Below are 15,687 nucleotides of genomic sequence, written 5' to 3' on the forward strand. Positions count from 1 at the left end.
GATCTGACGTTCTTAAACGACTAGTCAAACAAGAACGTCCCCAACGACTAGGGGCTAGACGATGTGGAGAGGGTTAGCGGCGTCGACGGCGTCGGGGGCGTCAGAAGGGCCGTCGGGGGCAGCGTCTGCCGGATCCTCGTCGGGGGTCTCGATCTGCTTGATCATGACCTCTTGGCCCTGGAGCAAATAGGTATCGCCACTGCCGCAATGGGGGCAGGTCTTGCCGTGCTCGACTGTCGCATAGTCGCGGCCGCACGCCTCGCAATGCGTCACGGCCTCGACGGGCTCCACGATAAGCTCCGCGCCCTGCGTGATGGACTTTTTATCTGCCGCCCAGCGCCAAGCGTCGAGCAGCAAGTCGGGAACGACGCCCGAGACCTCGCCCAGCAGCAGCGTGACGCTCGAAACGCGACGCACGCCATTGGCGCGCGCCACGTTCTCAACATCGCGAATAATGTGATAAACGATTCCCAATTCATGCAAGGTAGAAACCTTTCAACAACGGTTGATGCGATGCAAACTCAAAGCAAGGGGACGGCGAAATCTAGTCTGCGCCGTCCCCTTACCCGCCATGGTTACCTATTTACGACCGAACTTGATTTTGATTGCACGCTTTAAAGCATACTTGCCCAGGCTGGGGAGCTTTTGCTCGTATTTGACCATCGTGGAGCACTCGGGGCGATCGCGATCCAGATGGATGGCATCGAACGCACACTTGGTGGTGCACAGGCCGCAGCCGATGCACTTGTTGGGGTCGACGATCGAGGCACCGCAACCCAGGCAACGGGCGGTCTCGGCGCGCACCTGCTCCTCGGTAAAGGTCTCGACGTACTCGCTAAACGGCGCGGCCTTCTCGCGCTCGCGGTCCACATGGGCAACCTCGCGGCTCGCGTTGTCGTAGCTCTCGATCACAACGTCGTCGCGGTCAAGCGCGGTGTAGCGGCGCTGGTTGCGGCCGATCGTGAGTGTGGAGCCCGGCTGCACAAAGCGATGGATGGACACGGCGGCCTCGTGACCGGCGGCGATGGCATCGATGGCAAAACTCGGACCGGTGTAGACGTCGCCGCCCACAAAGATGTCTGGCTCGGCGGTCTGGTAGGTCTGAGGATCGGCAAGGGCACCCTGACCGCGGCCAAGCTCCACCTTGGAGCCAGCCAGCAGGTCGCCCCACACAATGGACTGGCCGATGGACATGACCACGCGGTCGGCATCGACGCGGCGCAGGTCGCTCTCGTCGTACTCGGGCGCAAAACGGCCCTCGTCGTCAAAGACGCGCGCGCAGCGCTTAAAGGTGATGCCACATACGCGACCGGCCTCGTCCAGGTGGACCTCCTTGGGGCCCCAACCGCAGCTGATATGCGCGCCGTCCTCGATGGCCTCGCGACGTTCTTCCTCGCTGGCGGGCATCTGGGCCTCGCTCTCCAGGCAGAACATCTCGACGTGCTCGGAGCCCAGGCGGCAGGCGTTGCGCGCGACATCGATAGCAACGTTGCCGCCGCCCACCACGATGGTGCGGCCGGGCAGTGTGTCGATCTTGCCACTGTTGACCTCGCGCAAAAAGTCGACGGCTACGGTCACATCCTCGGCATCCTCGCCCGGAATACCGGCAAGGTGGCCGCCCTGGCAGCCAATGGCCACATAGAAGGCCTTAAAGCCCTGCGCGCGCAGCTCGTCGAGCGTCACATCGCGACCGACCTCCACGCCATAGCGGAACTCGGCGCCCATCAGGCGAATGATCTCGACCTCGGCCTCGATAACGTCCTTCTGCAGCTTAAAGCTGGGAATACCGTAGGTGAGCATGCCGCCCGGGCGCTCGTTCTTCTCGAACACGACGGGCTTGTAGCCCTTCTCGGCCAGATAGAAGGCACAAGACAGACCGGCCGGACCGGCACCGATGATGGCGATCTTCTGGTCGAAGCCGCCAGCACGCGTCGGGGTCACCACGGGCGGGACATAGCGGGTCACTGCGTCCAGATCGCGCTGGGCGATAAACTTCTTGACTTCGTCGATAGCCACGGCGGCGTCCACACGGCCGCGGGTGCAGGCATCCTCACAGCGGCGGTTGCACACACGGCCGCAGATAGCGGGCAGCGGGTTCTCGCGTTTAATGAGTGCTAGGGCCTCGTCATAGCGACCCTGCGCCGCGAGCTTCAGATAGCCCTGAACGGCAACGTGCGCGGGGCAGGCCGTCTTGCAGGGAGCGGTGCCGGACTCATGCGTCTCGATGCGGTTGGCGTTGCGGTAGTTGGGCGACCACTTGGTGTGGTCCCACTTGGCGGCATCGGGCAGCTCCTGGCGCGGATACTCGGGCACCTGTCCGCCGGCCTTTTTGCTGCAGAGCTTCTGGCCCAGCTTGGCGGCGCCGGCCGGACACACCTCAACGCAGCGGCCACAGGCCACGCACTTGTCCTTCTCGACCTTGGCGACATAGGCCGAGCGCGACAGGTTGGGTGTGTTGAACAGCTGCGAGGTGCGCAGGGCGTAGCACACGTTGACGTTGCAGTTGCAGATGGCGAAGATCTTGTTCTCGCCGTCGATGTTGGTGATCTGGTGCACAAAGCCGTTTTCCTCGGCCTGGCGCAAGATGTCGTAAACCTCGTCGCGGGTCACATAGTGGCCGCGGTCGGTCTCGACCACGTAGTCGGCCATATCGCCCACGGCAATGCACCAGTCGGCGGGGTCGTCGGCGCAACCCTCTCCCATCACACGACGGCTCGCGCGGCAGCTGCAGGTGCTGGCGGCATACTTGCCCTCGTATTTGTCGAGCCAGTGCTCGATATGCTCAATCGGCACCGAGGTGCTCGAAGCATCGATAGCCTTCTCGACCGGAATGACGTGCATGCCGATACCGGCGCCTCCGGGCGGCACCATCGGCGTGGCGCGGGACAGCGGGCCCTTGGATGCCTGTTCAAAGAACTTGGCATAGACCGGGTGCTCCTCGAGCTGGCTCACGCGCATGTTGAGGAACTCGGCGGAACCCGGCACCAGCATGGGCAGCACCCACTGCTTGGCGCGCTCGGGGTTTTCCCAGTTGTACTCGAGCAGACCCGTGTAGCTCATGTCGTCGAGCATCTTCTCGATATCGGCCTCGGGCATGCCGGTGAGCTTGACCATCTCGGGCAGCGTATAGGGACGGCGCATCTTCATCTTGCAGAGCACTTCGGCCTGCTCGTCGGTTGCGGCCTCGGCAAACGACCAGTACTCGTAGCCCAGCAGCTCGTCGCGATGCAGCAGGCGGTTGGTGCAGTGCTCGCACAGCTTGACGATTGCCTCGCGCGGATGCTCCGGCAGCGGCGGCACGAACTCCGAACCGATGTCGGGCTCGGTGTAGCTAATTCCCGGTCCGTTGAGAATCATGGTTGTCCCTTCTCTTGCCGCAGCCCGACGAGGCCGCAGCGCCCCTCTTTTTTTGCAGGCCGGACATGCCCCCATGCCGTTCACCCGCCATTAGTTGACATTGTGTCAAAAATAGTATTGACGAACCGTCAACAATATTCAAGACTGTTAGGCGAACGGTCAGGCAAAAGAGGATGGAAGGAGGCAAAACATGGGCGACAACACAGCAGATACCTCTGTGGTCGATGCCGTCCCCGCATCCGATAGTGCGGCAAAGCGCCTGACGGGCGACGAACGCCGTCGCGAGATCCTCGATGCCGTGCGCACCGTAAGCTCCGAGCTGGGCGTGTCCCACCTATCGGTATCGGCCGTGACCAAACGAGCCGGCTGCACGCGTTCATTGTTCTACCACTACTTTGCCGATATGGACGCCGCCGCCACCGCTGTCATGGACGAGGCGATCGACGGCTTTATCTCCGAGCTCGAGCAGTGGAACGCCAGCCGCACGGTTGGCGACATCGAAGGCGCGCTCGACACCGTCGCCCCGCTCTTTAAGCGCCTGGTCGTGAGCGGCCACGAGCTGCCGAGCACGCTCACCTCGAGCAGCGGCGCACTCTACGGCGGCTTTCTGCACAACGTAGTCCAGCGCGTGGCGCAATACATTTGCGACACCACCGTGGTTGACTTTGTCGCCCATCATGACCTGCGCATCGACCATGTCTACGAGACGTTCTACACCCTCATCATGGGGCTGTTGATGTATATCCGCACGCACCCCGATGTGCCCGACGAGACGGTCAAGGAAATCATCGCCTCGACACTCCACATCGAGGGCTATACCGCCAAGTATCCGGAGCGCAAGCCCCAGAACTGACGACATTTGGCCAAACTGCCCGCGATCGGAAGAGGGGCCGCGGGCGCGTGAAAGGAGAGCAGCATGCTGTTCGATGTTTGGGGTAGCGATACCCTTATCCACTGGGCCGGCTGGGCCATGGTCTTTATTGGCCTGATCGTGCTCAACGAGGTCGGCCGCCGCACCAAGCTCGGCGCGGCCATCATCTTTGGCGTGGCTCCGCTGGCCATGACCATCTACTGCGTCGCCATCGCCATCGGCGTCTCGCAGGGTGCCGAGTGGGCGCTCACCAACCCCACCCATGTGTACCAGAACAGCTGGTTCCACTACGCCAAGGTATACGCGGCGCTGGCCGGTTGCTGGGGCTTCATTGCCATTAAGTACCAGTGGGGCAAGATCGGCAAGGCGCATTGGTTCCGCGCGTGGCCGTTTGTGATCGTCGCTATCAACATCATGATCGCCGTCGTGTCCGACTTCGAGAGCGCCTATCACTTCTTTGTCCTGGGCGAGTCCACCTGGGTCACCTCCGAAGGTGCTACGCAGCTGGCCGGCTGGAACAACGTGTTCAACGGCATCGCCGGTATCATCAACATCTTCTGCATGACCGGTTGGTGGAGCGTCTACGCCTCCGAGGACAAGACCGACATGCTGTGGCCCGACATGACCTGGGTCTACATCATCGCCTACGATATCTGGAACTTCTGCTACACCTACAACTGCCTGCCCACCCACTCCTGGTTCTGCGGCTTTGCGCTGCTGCTGGCGCCCACCGTCGCCGCCTTTATCTGGAACAAGGGCGGCTGGATCCAGAACCGCGCCTTTACGCTTGCTATTTGGTGCATGTTTGCCCAGGTTTTCCCCTACTTCCAGGAGGAGTCCATCTTTGTGACCCACTCCACGCTCGACCCCGGCGCCGCTACCGCGGTCTCGATCGCCGCGCTGGTCGCCAACGTCGCCGCGATCATCTACATCGCCTACCGCGCCAAGAAGCTCGGCCGCAATCCCTACAAGCAGGATGTCTTTGAGGGCACCAGCGATTGGGAGAAGGCTACCGCCCGCCGCGCCAAGGTGGATTACGCGCACGCCGAGTAACATGCCCGGCGCACATGCCGCTTGAATGTGAAGCAGCACAGCCGGCTCCGCGCAACTCAACGCATTGCAGAGCCCCCGGAATGTGATTCGTCCGCGTTCCGGGGGCCTTTTGCTGCCGCGAGGATGCGGCCGAACGATGCGCTCAGGTTAAATCGGATCTTATATTTCGTATGCGCTTTATATGGCTCCATTTTTGGGTACAGTGTTGAGCCGATATTGCATTGGGGGATATATGAGCGATGAGACGTATGGCCGCGAGGATGCGGCCCAGGATGCGGAAGCATGTGCCGAAGCCCTGGAGAGCCTTGACCGGATCGCGCTAGACGAGCTCTCGTTTAGCGATTCGGTCATCGACGCGCAAGACGAGGTGCACGAAGACACTGAGGACGAAGACAGCGACGCCAAAGACGCTCCTGACGAAGCCGAAGAGGACGATAGCGAGGCCGGCAATCAGCCCGAATCCGACACGAGCGAGGAAACCATCTTGCTCGACAACTTGCCGGCCGAAGATTCGCTGACCCGCGAGCTCCCTGGCTTAGGCTCCGCACCAGCCGTGGACGAGACCATCGCCATGGGCGATATTCCCCTGCCGTCCGTTCCCTCGGCACGCGAGGCCGAGGTTCGCCATCGCAAGATGTCGCCCAAGCGCCGCAATCTGATGGTTGCCGGCGTCGTAGCCGTCGCGCTTGTCGCCGGCGGCGCAGGCTACGCAGCCTGGAACGGATATCAGCAAGAGCAGGCTGCCATCGCCGCCGCCAATGCCCACACGATGATGTCGGTGCAGATTGGCGTACATGCCGCGGGGCTCGACTGTTCCACCGGCTCCAAGATCCCCGTACAGGTGAGTGGCCAGGATTCTGACGGATCCTCCGTAAGCGAAACACTCTATGTTGACGAGCACGGCCGTGGCATCAAACTACTACCCGGTGACTACACGCTCTCCATCGCTGCCTCCCCCATCGCGGCCGACGGCACCATCTATACCGTCCCGACCACCAAGACGCAGGTCACCGTTAAGAGCGATGGACAGGATTTAAGTGCCCAGGTCACCTTTAAGCTCAAGGTGCCTTCGGCCGACACGGTAACCGACGACCAGATCGATGCCGCCGCCAAATATGCCGAGGAGGGCGGCGCGAGCTCCGCCGCCACCGCCAAGGTGCTCCAGCAGGCGGCAACCGCGCGGCGCGACGCCGCCGTCAATGCCGTGAGCGCGCAAAAGGCACAGGCGGCCCGTGATGCCGACGCCCGTCACAAGGCAACCGACCTCTACCAGTTCGATATCCCCGTCGAGTGGTACGGCAAGGTCGAGACTTGGCAGAATGGCAGCACGCTATGCATCTATCTTGCCGGCGACAGCGATACGCCGATTGTGACGCTCGTCGCAGTGCGCGAGGGCGAGAGCTTTACGCCCGATGAGGGCGATACGGTTTTGGGTGCGGCCAACCTAGGCAACGGTTATACCGTCTACGCCAGCGGCCCCGTCTATCCGTACGTGGTGCCCCAGACCATCAACGGGCGCACGCAAGACCCCGTGTCGACCTACCCCATGGACCAGGCTATTGAGCTTGTCGAGCTCACGACCGGCAACCGCTATACCTATAGCCAGATCAAGAACGTACTGGTCGACAAAGACGGCAAAGCCGACGCCGCGACCAAACTCGAGACCGACTACCTCGCCCAGATTCTGCTGCCAAGCATCAAGGCCCAGGACTAGCGGACCACTGTCCTGGGTAGCTAATAAAGCCCCGTCCCAAATTAGCTACCCCCGATTCTTGATTAGCCGGAAAGCAAGATTTATGCGTATCTTGATTAGTAGCTAAGCAAGTTTATCTGTTGCCGCTCCCCCGTCCCAAATGAGCTACTTAGCGCCAGGGGTCGGCTTCGAAGAGGGGCTCGCGCTCGGGGCGGCGATCGCTGTAGGGGTCGTAGCCGTCGTCGTCCTCGTTCTCGGCACGGATGTAGGGGTCGCACGGCTTGGGTGCCGGTTTAGGCGCAGGCTTAGATGCGGCCGGCATGGCATCGGCTGCCGGCATATTCGTCTCGTTCTCGTTTTTCATCTGCATAGCTCCTTGCCATGTACTCACGCTCATCATCATCGATTGTCGCACGAAAAAGGGCGGCGGACCCCATTGGATCCGCCGCCCTTGGCGTTCGGCTCAAAAGGTAGATTTTGAGGCATGTCCCAAAAATCTACTCGGCGTCGGGGACCTCGTAGGTGGCCGCCGGCGTGTTGTCGCACACGACGGCAAAGCCGCCGTCCTTGTCGACATCGACCGTCACCTGATCGCCCTCGCGCACCGTGCCGTCGATGATAGCGGCCGCGATGGCATCCACGACCTCGCGCTGGACCAGACGCTTGAGCGGACGGGCACCAAAGACCGGGTCCAGACCGCCCACGGCGAGCATCTGCTTGGCCGCCGGGGTGATGGCAAGCGTCATGCGCTCCTTGGCCAAACGCGCGCGGACATCGGCGAGCTGGATGTCGACGATCTTTTCGATCTGCGCCATGCCGAGCGGATGGAACACCACGATATCGTCGATACGGTTGAGAAACTCGGGGCGGAAGGTCTGAGCCATGGCGGCGTCGACCTGATGGCGCATCTCCTCCTCGTCCTTACCGGACAGATCGGCGATGGCCTTGGAGCCCACGTTGGACGTCATGATGATAATCGTGTTCTTGAAGGACACCTGACGACCCTGGCCGTCGGTCAAACGGCCGTCGTCGAGCACCTGCAGCAGCACGTTGAATACATCCGGATGAGCCTTCTCCATCTCGTCGAGCAAGATCACGGAGTACGGACGACGGCGCACAGCCTCGGTGAGCTGACCGCCCTCGTCGTAGCCCACATATCCCGGAGGCGCACCGATCAGACGCTGGACGCTGAACTTCTCCATGTACTCGGACATGTCGATACGCACGAGCGCGCGCTCGTCGTCGAACAGGCACTCGGCCAGCGCCTTGGCGAGCTCGGTCTTGCCCACGCCGGTGGGGCCCAGGAAGAAGAAGCTGCCAATGGGCTTGTCCGGATCGGAGAGACCCGCACGGCTGCGGCGCACGGCCGCGGCCACGGCGGACACGGCCTCGTCCTGGCCGATGACGCGCTTATGCAGCTCGCCCTCCAGGCCCTTGAGCTTGTCGAGCTCGCCCTGCATCATCTTGGACACGGGCACGCCGGTCCAGGCGCTCACGACCTCGGCGATCTCATCGGAGGTTACCTGCTCGTTGAGGCCCTCGCCGTCCTGCTGCTTTTGTGCCTCGAGCGCAGCCTCGGCATCCTGAATCTGCTGCTGCAGACCCGGGATCACGGAGTAGCGCAGCTCGGACGCACGGCCCAAGTCGCCGTTGCGCGTCGCGCGCTCCTCCTCGCTCTTGGCCTCGTCGAGCTGCCCCTTGAGCTCCTGCACGTGGTCGATGGCGTTCTTCTGGTTGAGCCAGCCGGCCTTTTGCACGTTGAGCTTTTCCTGGACTTCGGCAATCTCCTGGCGCAGGGCCTCCAGACGCTCCTTGGAGGCGTCATCGGTCTCTTTCATGAGCGCCTGCTCCTCAATTTGCAGCTGGGTGAGCTGACGCGTGGTGGCATCGATCTCGACCGGCATGCTGTCGAGCTCCATGCGCAGGCGGCTTGCGGCCTCGTCGACCAGGTCGATGGCCTTGTCGGGCAGAAAGCGGTCGGCGATGTAGCGATCGGAGAGGTCGGCGGCGGCCACGAGCGCGCTATCGGTGATGTGTACGCCGTGGAAGATCTCGTACTTCTCCTTGAGGCCACGCAGGATGGAGATGGTGTCCTCGACGGTAGGCTCGCTCACCATAACGGTCTGGAAACGACGGGCGAGCGCCGCGTCCTTCTCGATGTACTTGCGATACTCGTCGAGCGTAGTCGCGCCGATCGCGTGCAAGTCGCCACGGGCGAGCGCCGGCTTCAGGATGTTGCCGGCATCCATGGAGCCCTCGGTGGCACCCGCGCCCACAATGGTGTGGAGCTCATCGATGAACAGGATAACCTTACCCTCGGACTTCTGTACCTCCTTGAGCACGGCCTTTAAACGGTCCTCGAACTCACCACGGTACTTGGCACCGGCGACCAGCGCGCTCATGTCGAGCTCGATGAGGTCGCGATCGCGCAGGGTGCTCGGCACGTCGCCGGCCACGATACGCTGGGCGATGCCCTCGACGATGGCCGTCTTGCCGACGCCCGGCTCGCCGATGAGCACGGGGTTATTCTTGGTGCGACGGGACAGAACCTGGATGGTGCGGCGAATCTCATCGGTACGGCCGATGACCGGGTCGAGCTTGCCGGCGCGGGCCAGATCGCAGATGTTGCGTCCGTACTGCTCCAGCGCCTCAAACTGGGTCTTGTCCTCGGCAGACGTCACGCGGTCATCGCCGCGCAGCTCCTCGTAGACTTGCTCGATGCGCTCCTTGGTCACGCCGGCGTCGCGCAGCACGCGACCCGCCTCACCCTTGTCCTCGGCAAGCGCCATCAGCAAATGCTCGGTCACCACAAAGCTGTCGCCCATCTTGGTGGCCTTCTTCTCGGCCTTTTCTATGACGCGGACGAGCTCGTTGGACAGGCCCATCTGCTGGCCCTCGCCCGAAACCTTGGGCGCGCGGTCGATGGCATCTTGTGTGGAGCGTGCAAGCTGGGCCGGGTCGGCGCCGATGCGCTCGATGATCACGGAGATATTGCGCTCGCCGGCACCAAGCAGGGCGGACAGCAGGTGAATCGGCTCCACCGCGCCGGCCTGCGCGTCGGCAGCCGTGCTCATGGCGGTCTGTAGCGCCTCGCGCGACGTCATTGCTAGCTTATCGATTCTCATGGAATCACCTCTCTTGGGGCGGCCGCCCTACGGGGCGGCTTCACGTTGTTCGAGAAGTATTGTTGCCAGCTTTGCGCGATCTTATACACAAATCTAAGTCTCTATATATAAGATTTTCTGAGTGCTCTCATGACATGCGAACCACCACAAAGGGGACAGGCACCTTCGTGGTGGTTTTCGCTCCAACACACCCCACTGTCTCAATCTGTAACATCTAGCAGCCCTTTTCGGTCCCAGATGTTACAGATTGAGATGAAATGACCGGCGGCGACCGTTTGTCTCAATCTGTAACAACCACTCGGCAAATTGGGGCCTAAATGTTACGGATTGAGATGAAGTGCAGAGCCCCGTCCGAAAATCTCAATCTGTAACAGCAGGCCCGCTTCTAACAGCCAAGATGTTACAGATCGAGACAAACGGGACCACCACAAAGGTGCCTGTCCCCTTTGTGGTGGTTTTAGCCGTCTAGCCGACGAGTGGCAGATAGGCGCGGAGGTAGCGATGATAGTGCTCGCCCTCGTGCACGCGGGCCACGAGCACGCCGTGAATCGCTCCCGCATGTCTAAGCCCACGTGCATCGGCTTCGTCGATCAGGCCCTGGAAAAGCGGGCGCGAAAAGCTCCCGCGCTCGCCGGCATCCAGATAGGTCATGAGCGCGGGCCCACCGGCGAGGCGCTCGTAGCGTCCCATGCCCACGGGCTCGCCCAGCGCCTCGTATGTGGAAGCACGCATTGCATAGCCCCAGTGGTAGTGGAACTCGGAGATATCGGGGAACCAGAAGTAGGGAGCCATGAGGCCGACGTTTCTGTTAGCGAATTCGATCGCCGGGGTCACCTTGGTGTCAAAGCAGTGGTCGCGGCGCTTGGGCACAAACAGACAGCCCTCATGCTCAACAACCCTATAGGTACCAAGCGAGCCCTCGATCTGCCTCATGTTATCCAGTTGATGCTCCGTCTCGCGCAGGATCAGCCGCTTGATGCGCAGCTCGCGTTCAAGCTCCTCCGTACGCTCCGCTATGCGCCCGCGAAGACCGTCGAGCGTCTCGCGCTGGAGGATCTCCTGCACCTCGGCCAGGCTAAAGCCCATGCCCTGGTAGTATTTGGCGTCCCAGAGCAGGTTGACCTGCCAGTCGTCGTAGTAGCGGTACCCGTTTTTGGGATCGACCTCGGGCTCGATGATGCCACGCTGCTCGTAGAAACGCAGTGTGTCGCGCGAGAACCCCAGTCGCTCCCGGATGTCTTTTTGCGTATAGCGCATCTGGCTCCCCCGATTCTCCTTGACCTGGGGGTTACCCCCACCCTGAGCATTATCCCAGAACAGCCGGGTAGGGAGGCTTCCCGGCATATCGCCAAAAGGAGTGAATATGAAACTCGACGCCCTGTTTTCGCCGATGAATATCGGCAGCTGCGAGATTCCCAACAGGCTCGTAGTCCCCGCCATGGTCACCAACTACTGCAATCTTGAAGGCACCATCACCCCGCGTTACCTGCGCTATATGGAGGAGAAGGCCAAGGGCGGCTGGGGCCTGCTCATCACCGAGGACTATTGCGTGCAGAAGAACCGCAAGGGCTACACACGCATCCCGGGCCTTTGGAACGACGACCAGATCGCAGGCAACGTCGAGCTCACGGCTGCCGTCCACAAGCACGGTTCCAAGATCTTCTGCCAGATGTACCACCCCGGCCGCCAGGTGATGCCGCAGTCCACGTTTGGTATGCCGCTCCAGGCGCCGAGTTCCACCACCTGTCCTGCCTGCCAGGGCCTGGCCGAGGAGATGACCGTTGACGAGATTCACCAGCTCGTCGCCGACTTTGGCACCGCCGCGGGCCGCGCCAAGCAGGCCGGCTTTGACGGCGTGGAGCTCCATTGCGCCCACGGCTACCTGCTGGCCGAGTTCCTCTCCCCCGCCGTCAACCGCCGCGTGGACCAGTACGGCGGCTGCTTCAACAACCGCGTGCGAATCGTGGACGAGATCATCGCCGCCATGCGAGAGCAGGTGGGCGAGGACTTCCCCATCATCGTGCGCGTGTCGAGCGAGGACCTCGTGCCCGGCGGCCGCACCATCGCCGAGACCCTGCAGCTCTGCCGCCACCTGGAAGAAGTTGGCTTTGACGCCATCAACTGCTCCAACGGCATGTACGCGAGCAAGCCCACGGACCAGGTCATCGCCCCGATGTTCACCCCGCACGCCGTCAACATGGAGCGCAGCGCGCTTATCAAGGAGGTCGTGAGCATCCCGGTGATCCTTTCCAACCGCATCAACGACCCCGAGATGGCAGACACCCTGCTCAAGATGGGAACGGCAGATTTTGTTGCCATGGGCCGCGGCTCCCTGGCCGATCCGCACCTGCCCGAAAAGGCCAAGTGCGGCAAGACCTGCAGCATCCGCCAGTGCATCGGGTGCCTACAGGGCTGTGAGTTTCCGCTCTACATCGACTCCGAGGTCACCTGCCTTGTCAACCCGCGCGTGGGCCGCGAGTACGAGAACGAGATGGAGCCTATTGCCGAGAATGAGCGCAAGCGCGTCATGGTAATCGGCGGCGGCCCGGCTGGCCTGCAGGCAGCTGCAACTGCCGCACGCCGTGGCCACACCGTCGAGGTCTTTGAGGCCCAGGAGCAGCTGGGCGGACAGTTCCGCTCCGCCGCGTACCCCGTGGGCAAGGGCGAGCTCTCCACGTACGTGAGCAGCCTGCGCGCCGAGCTCGAGGAGCTCGAGGTGCCCATGCACCTGGGCGCCGAGGTCAACGAGGCCGCCATCGAGGCCTTTAACGCCGACGCGATCGTGGTCGCCACGGGCGCCAAGCCTATGAACCCGCCCATCCCCGGCATCGAGAATGCCGTGGCGGCCGAGGACGTGCTGCTGGGCAAGGCTATCGTCAAGCCCGGCCCCGTGGTTGTCTGCGGCGGCGGCGAGGTTGGATCCGAGACGGCCGACTTTGTGGCCCAGTACCGCGACGACGTGACGGTGCTCGAGATGCGCGACGGCCTGTGCCTCGACATGATGCCCATCACCAAGGGCGCCTTTATGGAGATGATGACCGCGAGCGGCGTCAAGTCGCATGTCAACGCCACCGTCAAGAGCATTGAGAGCGGCGTTGAGGTCTCGAGCGATATCGCCAGCTGGAGCGGAGAGGCCGGCGGCAGTGAAGATGCCGGCACGGGCTTTGCCGTGCACTTCACCGATGCCGAGGGCGCCGAGCACGCGCTGCCCGCAGCCACGGTGATTAGCGCCTTTGGCTACCGCGCCTACAATCCGCTCGAGGATGCCGCGCGCAAGCACTGCAACAACGTGCAGGTCGTGGGCTGCGCCATCAAAGCCGGCAACGCGCTCGTCGCCTCGCGCGAGGGCTACGAGGCAGGACTTGCCATTTAATCGCAATCGGACATGCCCGCTTCACGATGCAAGAAACCGCCGCAGGAACCATCCCTGCGGCGGTTTCTTTGGGTTGGTAGGGACCAATCGCCGGAGTTGAAGGCCGTTTTTAGTCTCTGATGTTGGCTTTTGGCCCCCTCAAGCTATCCGACAAATATCAATATCTTGATAGGATTTCATTCGAGCTCTTAAGCAGATATTCGCGCAGCAATAGAATCGAGAACCTCACCACGCCGCGCGAAGGCGCATCGATTACCTGAGCTTTTATAAACTCACGCCGTGTAGACGTTAGGCTCGTGGCGGGCAGGTTCAGCCTGTCTGCAATCTGCTTGGTCGATACGTTTCCCTCGCAGCTCGCCATAGCGATGAGGTACTCGATTGCCATGGTGAGGCAACGGCGCAAGGGCGACATCCAGAACGGAGCTCTCGAACTCGTCATATGCCCGCCTGATGCCCTTTCGCGCATCGGCGACGGAAATGGCCGTGTCCTCACTCGCATGGCGACGCGCGTTGGCAAATACACGATAAAAATGACCGCCGGCGACCGTTTGTCTAAATCTGTAACAACTACTCGGCAAATTGGGCCCCAGATGTTACAGATCGAGACAAACCGCGAAGGCCCATCTGAAAATCTCAATCTGTAACAACTAACGGCACATTTTGTCCCCAGCTGTTACAGATCGAGAAACAAACGGACCACCACAAAGGGGACAGGCACCTTTGTGGTGGTCCCAGTCTATTTTTAGCGTCTCTCAAGACCCAGCGAGAACGCAGCGATGAAATCGAGAACCGACAATAGCCCGTTCGCACAGATAGAGGCGGAGATTCAAGGTCAGAGTCCGGCTTAAACGGCTTAGCTATCGCACGTCACAATGTTCTCGTCGTCCTCCCTATCGTATTTATAGTGCTTATAGTGAAAATAGTGAGTTTAGTGAGAATAGTATCGCTCAAGACTCGTGGACTCAATTATTGACCTCTCGCCCAGAATGAGTGGGGCAAATATTCCTATTAGAGGTCAAATCGAAGCCCAATAGGGCCTTTCAGCCCCCTCATTCCGGGCGGTCGCTTTCTTTTGAATATTGTCGTAAGCTGGCATCACTTATGTTAATGAATGCATACTGTTTGCGAGGTCCTCGCCGTGAAACGCTCCACCTATATCGGCCTGCTCGTCTTAGCGTTTGCGATTACCGCAGTCGGCGTGGGCATCATCTATCTCGCATTTCTCCCCGCCTCTGCAACGCAGGCGGTGATTGAGACCGTAAGCTATCCCATCGAAATCCTCACCGATATCGTCAAACCCGATTTAATCACCGTCGATTTTGACGGTACGCCCGCAGCGCTTGGGGTCAGCAACTATCCCCGTATCGAACTTGGGGCCAAGCGCTATACCAAAGATGAGCAGCTTATCGGTAAGGCGGCCGAGTTGCTCAAAGGCAAGACGTTTAAGCGGTGGTACGGCGCCGTAATATATCGAGCCAAGAACAGCCAAATGAATGGCGGGTATTATTCGACCCTTGAACTCGATGCGGCAAACGGGAGCAGACTGTGCAACGTCTCATACGACCCCGGCTACGTGGACAACGAAGGGCCGGGAGTCTATATCTCGGATGGCAACGTGATCTACGTCATGGAAGGCGACCAGACGGCAGTCGTCGATTTTATGGATCGGTGTACCGAGGATGCCTACGAACAAACCTGCGAGCCCGATCCGCAGACAGCGCGCGACAGTGGCTCGGCACGCACTTGGCTATTTGACGATGAAATAACCTGGACCCCATCGAAATAAGGACCCGCCGCGCAGGCACCTTTGTGGTGGTTTCGGTTCCGATGTTCCACTGTCTCGATCTGTAACATCTAGCGACCCTTTTCGGTCCCAGGTGTTACAGATTGAGATGAAGTGATCGGCTGCGGACGTTTGTCTCATTCTGTAACAACTACCCAGCAAATAGGGGGCTAGATGTTACAGATCGAGATGAAGCGCAGGGGCCCGTCCGAAAATCTCAATCTGTAACAGCAGGCCCGCTTCTAACAGCCAAGATGTTACAGATCGAGACAAACGGGACCACCACAAAGGTGCCCGTCCCCTTTGTGGTGGTTTTCGACAAAAAAGAAACCGCCCCAATAAAAAGAGGCGGCATCGAGCACATTCTTTTTTAGCGTCCCTCAAGACCCAACGAGAACGCAGAAATGTAGCCCGGGGCCACCCTTTGCCGAA

11 protein-coding genes are annotated in these 15,687 nt (G+C 61.0%); 5 read left to right on the forward strand and 6 right to left on the reverse strand.

Annotated features, from left to right (window positions below):
• Positions 1 to 54: 54 nt before the first annotated feature.
• Entirely contained in the window at positions 55 to 483 is a 429-nt protein-coding gene (locus AAAV21_RS08355; protein ID WP_117637935.1) for a hydrogenase maturation nickel metallochaperone HypA, read from the reverse strand.
• A 96-nt stretch (positions 484 to 579) separates the two neighbouring features.
• Positions 580 to 3,357 (reverse strand): FAD-dependent oxidoreductase, encoded by a 2,778-nt coding sequence (locus AAAV21_RS08360; RefSeq protein WP_349108799.1) that lies wholly within the window; start codon positions 3,355 to 3,357, stop codon positions 580 to 582.
• A gap of 190 nt (positions 3,358 to 3,547) precedes the next feature.
• Here AAAV21_RS08360 and AAAV21_RS08365 point away from each other — a divergent pair, with 190 nt between their 5' ends.
• The 3 genes from AAAV21_RS08365 (at position 3,548) to AAAV21_RS08375 (ending at position 6,995) form a co-directional block, all read left to right on the forward strand.
• Entirely contained in the window at positions 3,548 to 4,210 is a 663-nt protein-coding gene (locus tag AAAV21_RS08365; protein ID WP_349108802.1) for a TetR/AcrR family transcriptional regulator, read from the forward strand.
• Positions 4,211 to 4,273: 63 nt separating this feature from the next.
• Positions 4,274 to 5,281 carry a DUF5692 family protein gene (locus AAAV21_RS08370; RefSeq protein ID WP_035136631.1) on the forward strand — a complete coding sequence of 336 codons (1,008 nt, stop codon included), beginning with the start codon at positions 4,274 to 4,276 and terminating at the stop codon, positions 5,279 to 5,281.
• Positions 5,282 to 5,513: 232 nt separating this feature from the next.
• Complete coding sequence (locus tag AAAV21_RS08375) at positions 5,514 to 6,995, forward strand: hypothetical protein (RefSeq protein ID WP_349108804.1); 1,482 nt, start codon at positions 5,514 to 5,516, stop codon at positions 6,993 to 6,995.
• Positions 6,996 to 7,143: 148 nt separating this feature from the next.
• On the opposite strand, the gene AAAV21_RS08380 is transcribed toward AAAV21_RS08375, so the two are convergent.
• From AAAV21_RS08380 to AAAV21_RS08390, 3 genes are all read right to left on the reverse strand, one after another.
• Positions 7,144 to 7,338, reverse strand: a complete 195-nt coding sequence (locus tag AAAV21_RS08380; protein ID WP_349108806.1) for a hypothetical protein — start codon at positions 7,336 to 7,338, stop codon at positions 7,144 to 7,146.
• A gap of 133 nt (positions 7,339 to 7,471) precedes the next feature.
• Complete coding sequence (gene clpB, locus AAAV21_RS08385; protein WP_349108809.1) at positions 7,472 to 10,099, reverse strand: ATP-dependent chaperone ClpB; 2,628 nt, start codon at positions 10,097 to 10,099, stop codon at positions 7,472 to 7,474.
• 465 nt (positions 10,100 to 10,564) lie between these two features.
• Positions 10,565 to 11,356 carry a MerR family transcriptional regulator gene (locus tag AAAV21_RS08390; RefSeq protein ID WP_349108811.1) on the reverse strand — a complete coding sequence of 264 codons (792 nt, stop codon included), beginning with the start codon at positions 11,354 to 11,356 and terminating at the stop codon, positions 10,565 to 10,567.
• Between the two features lie 106 nt (positions 11,357 to 11,462).
• On the opposite strand from AAAV21_RS08390, the gene AAAV21_RS08395 reads away from it, so the two are divergent.
• The gene (locus AAAV21_RS08395; protein WP_349108813.1) at positions 11,463 to 13,472 is read left to right on the forward strand and encodes an FAD-dependent oxidoreductase; all 2,010 of its coding nucleotides are present in this window, start codon (positions 11,463 to 11,465) and stop codon (positions 13,470 to 13,472) included.
• A 157-nt stretch (positions 13,473 to 13,629) separates the two neighbouring features.
• On the opposite strand, the gene AAAV21_RS08400 is transcribed toward AAAV21_RS08395, so the two are convergent.
• Positions 13,630 to 13,911 carry a hypothetical protein gene (locus AAAV21_RS08400; RefSeq protein ID WP_349108815.1) on the reverse strand — a complete coding sequence of 94 codons (282 nt, stop codon included), beginning with the start codon at positions 13,909 to 13,911 and terminating at the stop codon, positions 13,630 to 13,632.
• 699 nt (positions 13,912 to 14,610) lie between these two features.
• Here AAAV21_RS08400 and AAAV21_RS08405 point away from each other — a divergent pair.
• Positions 14,611 to 15,258: a hypothetical protein gene (locus tag AAAV21_RS08405; RefSeq protein WP_349108817.1), complete on the forward strand. Its 648-nt coding sequence runs from the start codon at positions 14,611 to 14,613 to the stop codon at positions 15,256 to 15,258.
• The last annotated feature ends 429 nt before the right edge of the window (positions 15,259 to 15,687 follow it).

The organism is Collinsella sp. CLA-AA-H302 (assembly GCF_040093305.1).
Classification (GTDB): Bacteria; Actinomycetota; Coriobacteriia; order Coriobacteriales; family Coriobacteriaceae; genus Collinsella.

Excerpts from the sequence above, each read along its gene's own strand:
- AAAV21_RS08360 (WP_349108799.1), bottom strand. The coding sequence starts at position 3,357 with ATGATTCTCAACGGACCGGGAATTAGCTACACCGAGCCCGACATCGGT.
- AAAV21_RS08365 (WP_349108802.1), top strand. The coding sequence starts at position 3,548 with ATGGGCGACAACACAGCAGATACCTCTGTGGTCGATGCCGTCCCCGCA.
- AAAV21_RS08370 (WP_035136631.1), top strand. The coding sequence starts at position 4,274 with ATGCTGTTCGATGTTTGGGGTAGCGATACCCTTATCCACTGGGCCGGC.
- AAAV21_RS08375 (WP_349108804.1), top strand. The coding sequence starts at position 5,514 with ATGAGCGATGAGACGTATGGCCGCGAGGATGCGGCCCAGGATGCGGAA.
- AAAV21_RS08380 (WP_349108806.1), bottom strand. The coding sequence starts at position 7,338 with ATGAAAAACGAGAACGAGACGAATATGCCGGCAGCCGATGCCATGCCG.
- clpB (WP_349108809.1), bottom strand. The coding sequence starts at position 10,099 with ATGAGAATCGATAAGCTAGCAATGACGTCGCGCGAGGCGCTACAGACC.
- AAAV21_RS08390 (WP_349108811.1), bottom strand. The coding sequence starts at position 11,356 with ATGCGCTATACGCAAAAAGACATCCGGGAGCGACTGGGGTTCTCGCGC.
- AAAV21_RS08395 (WP_349108813.1), top strand. The coding sequence starts at position 11,463 with ATGAAACTCGACGCCCTGTTTTCGCCGATGAATATCGGCAGCTGCGAG.
- AAAV21_RS08400 (WP_349108815.1), bottom strand. The coding sequence starts at position 13,911 with ATGACGAGTTCGAGAGCTCCGTTCTGGATGTCGCCCTTGCGCCGTTGC.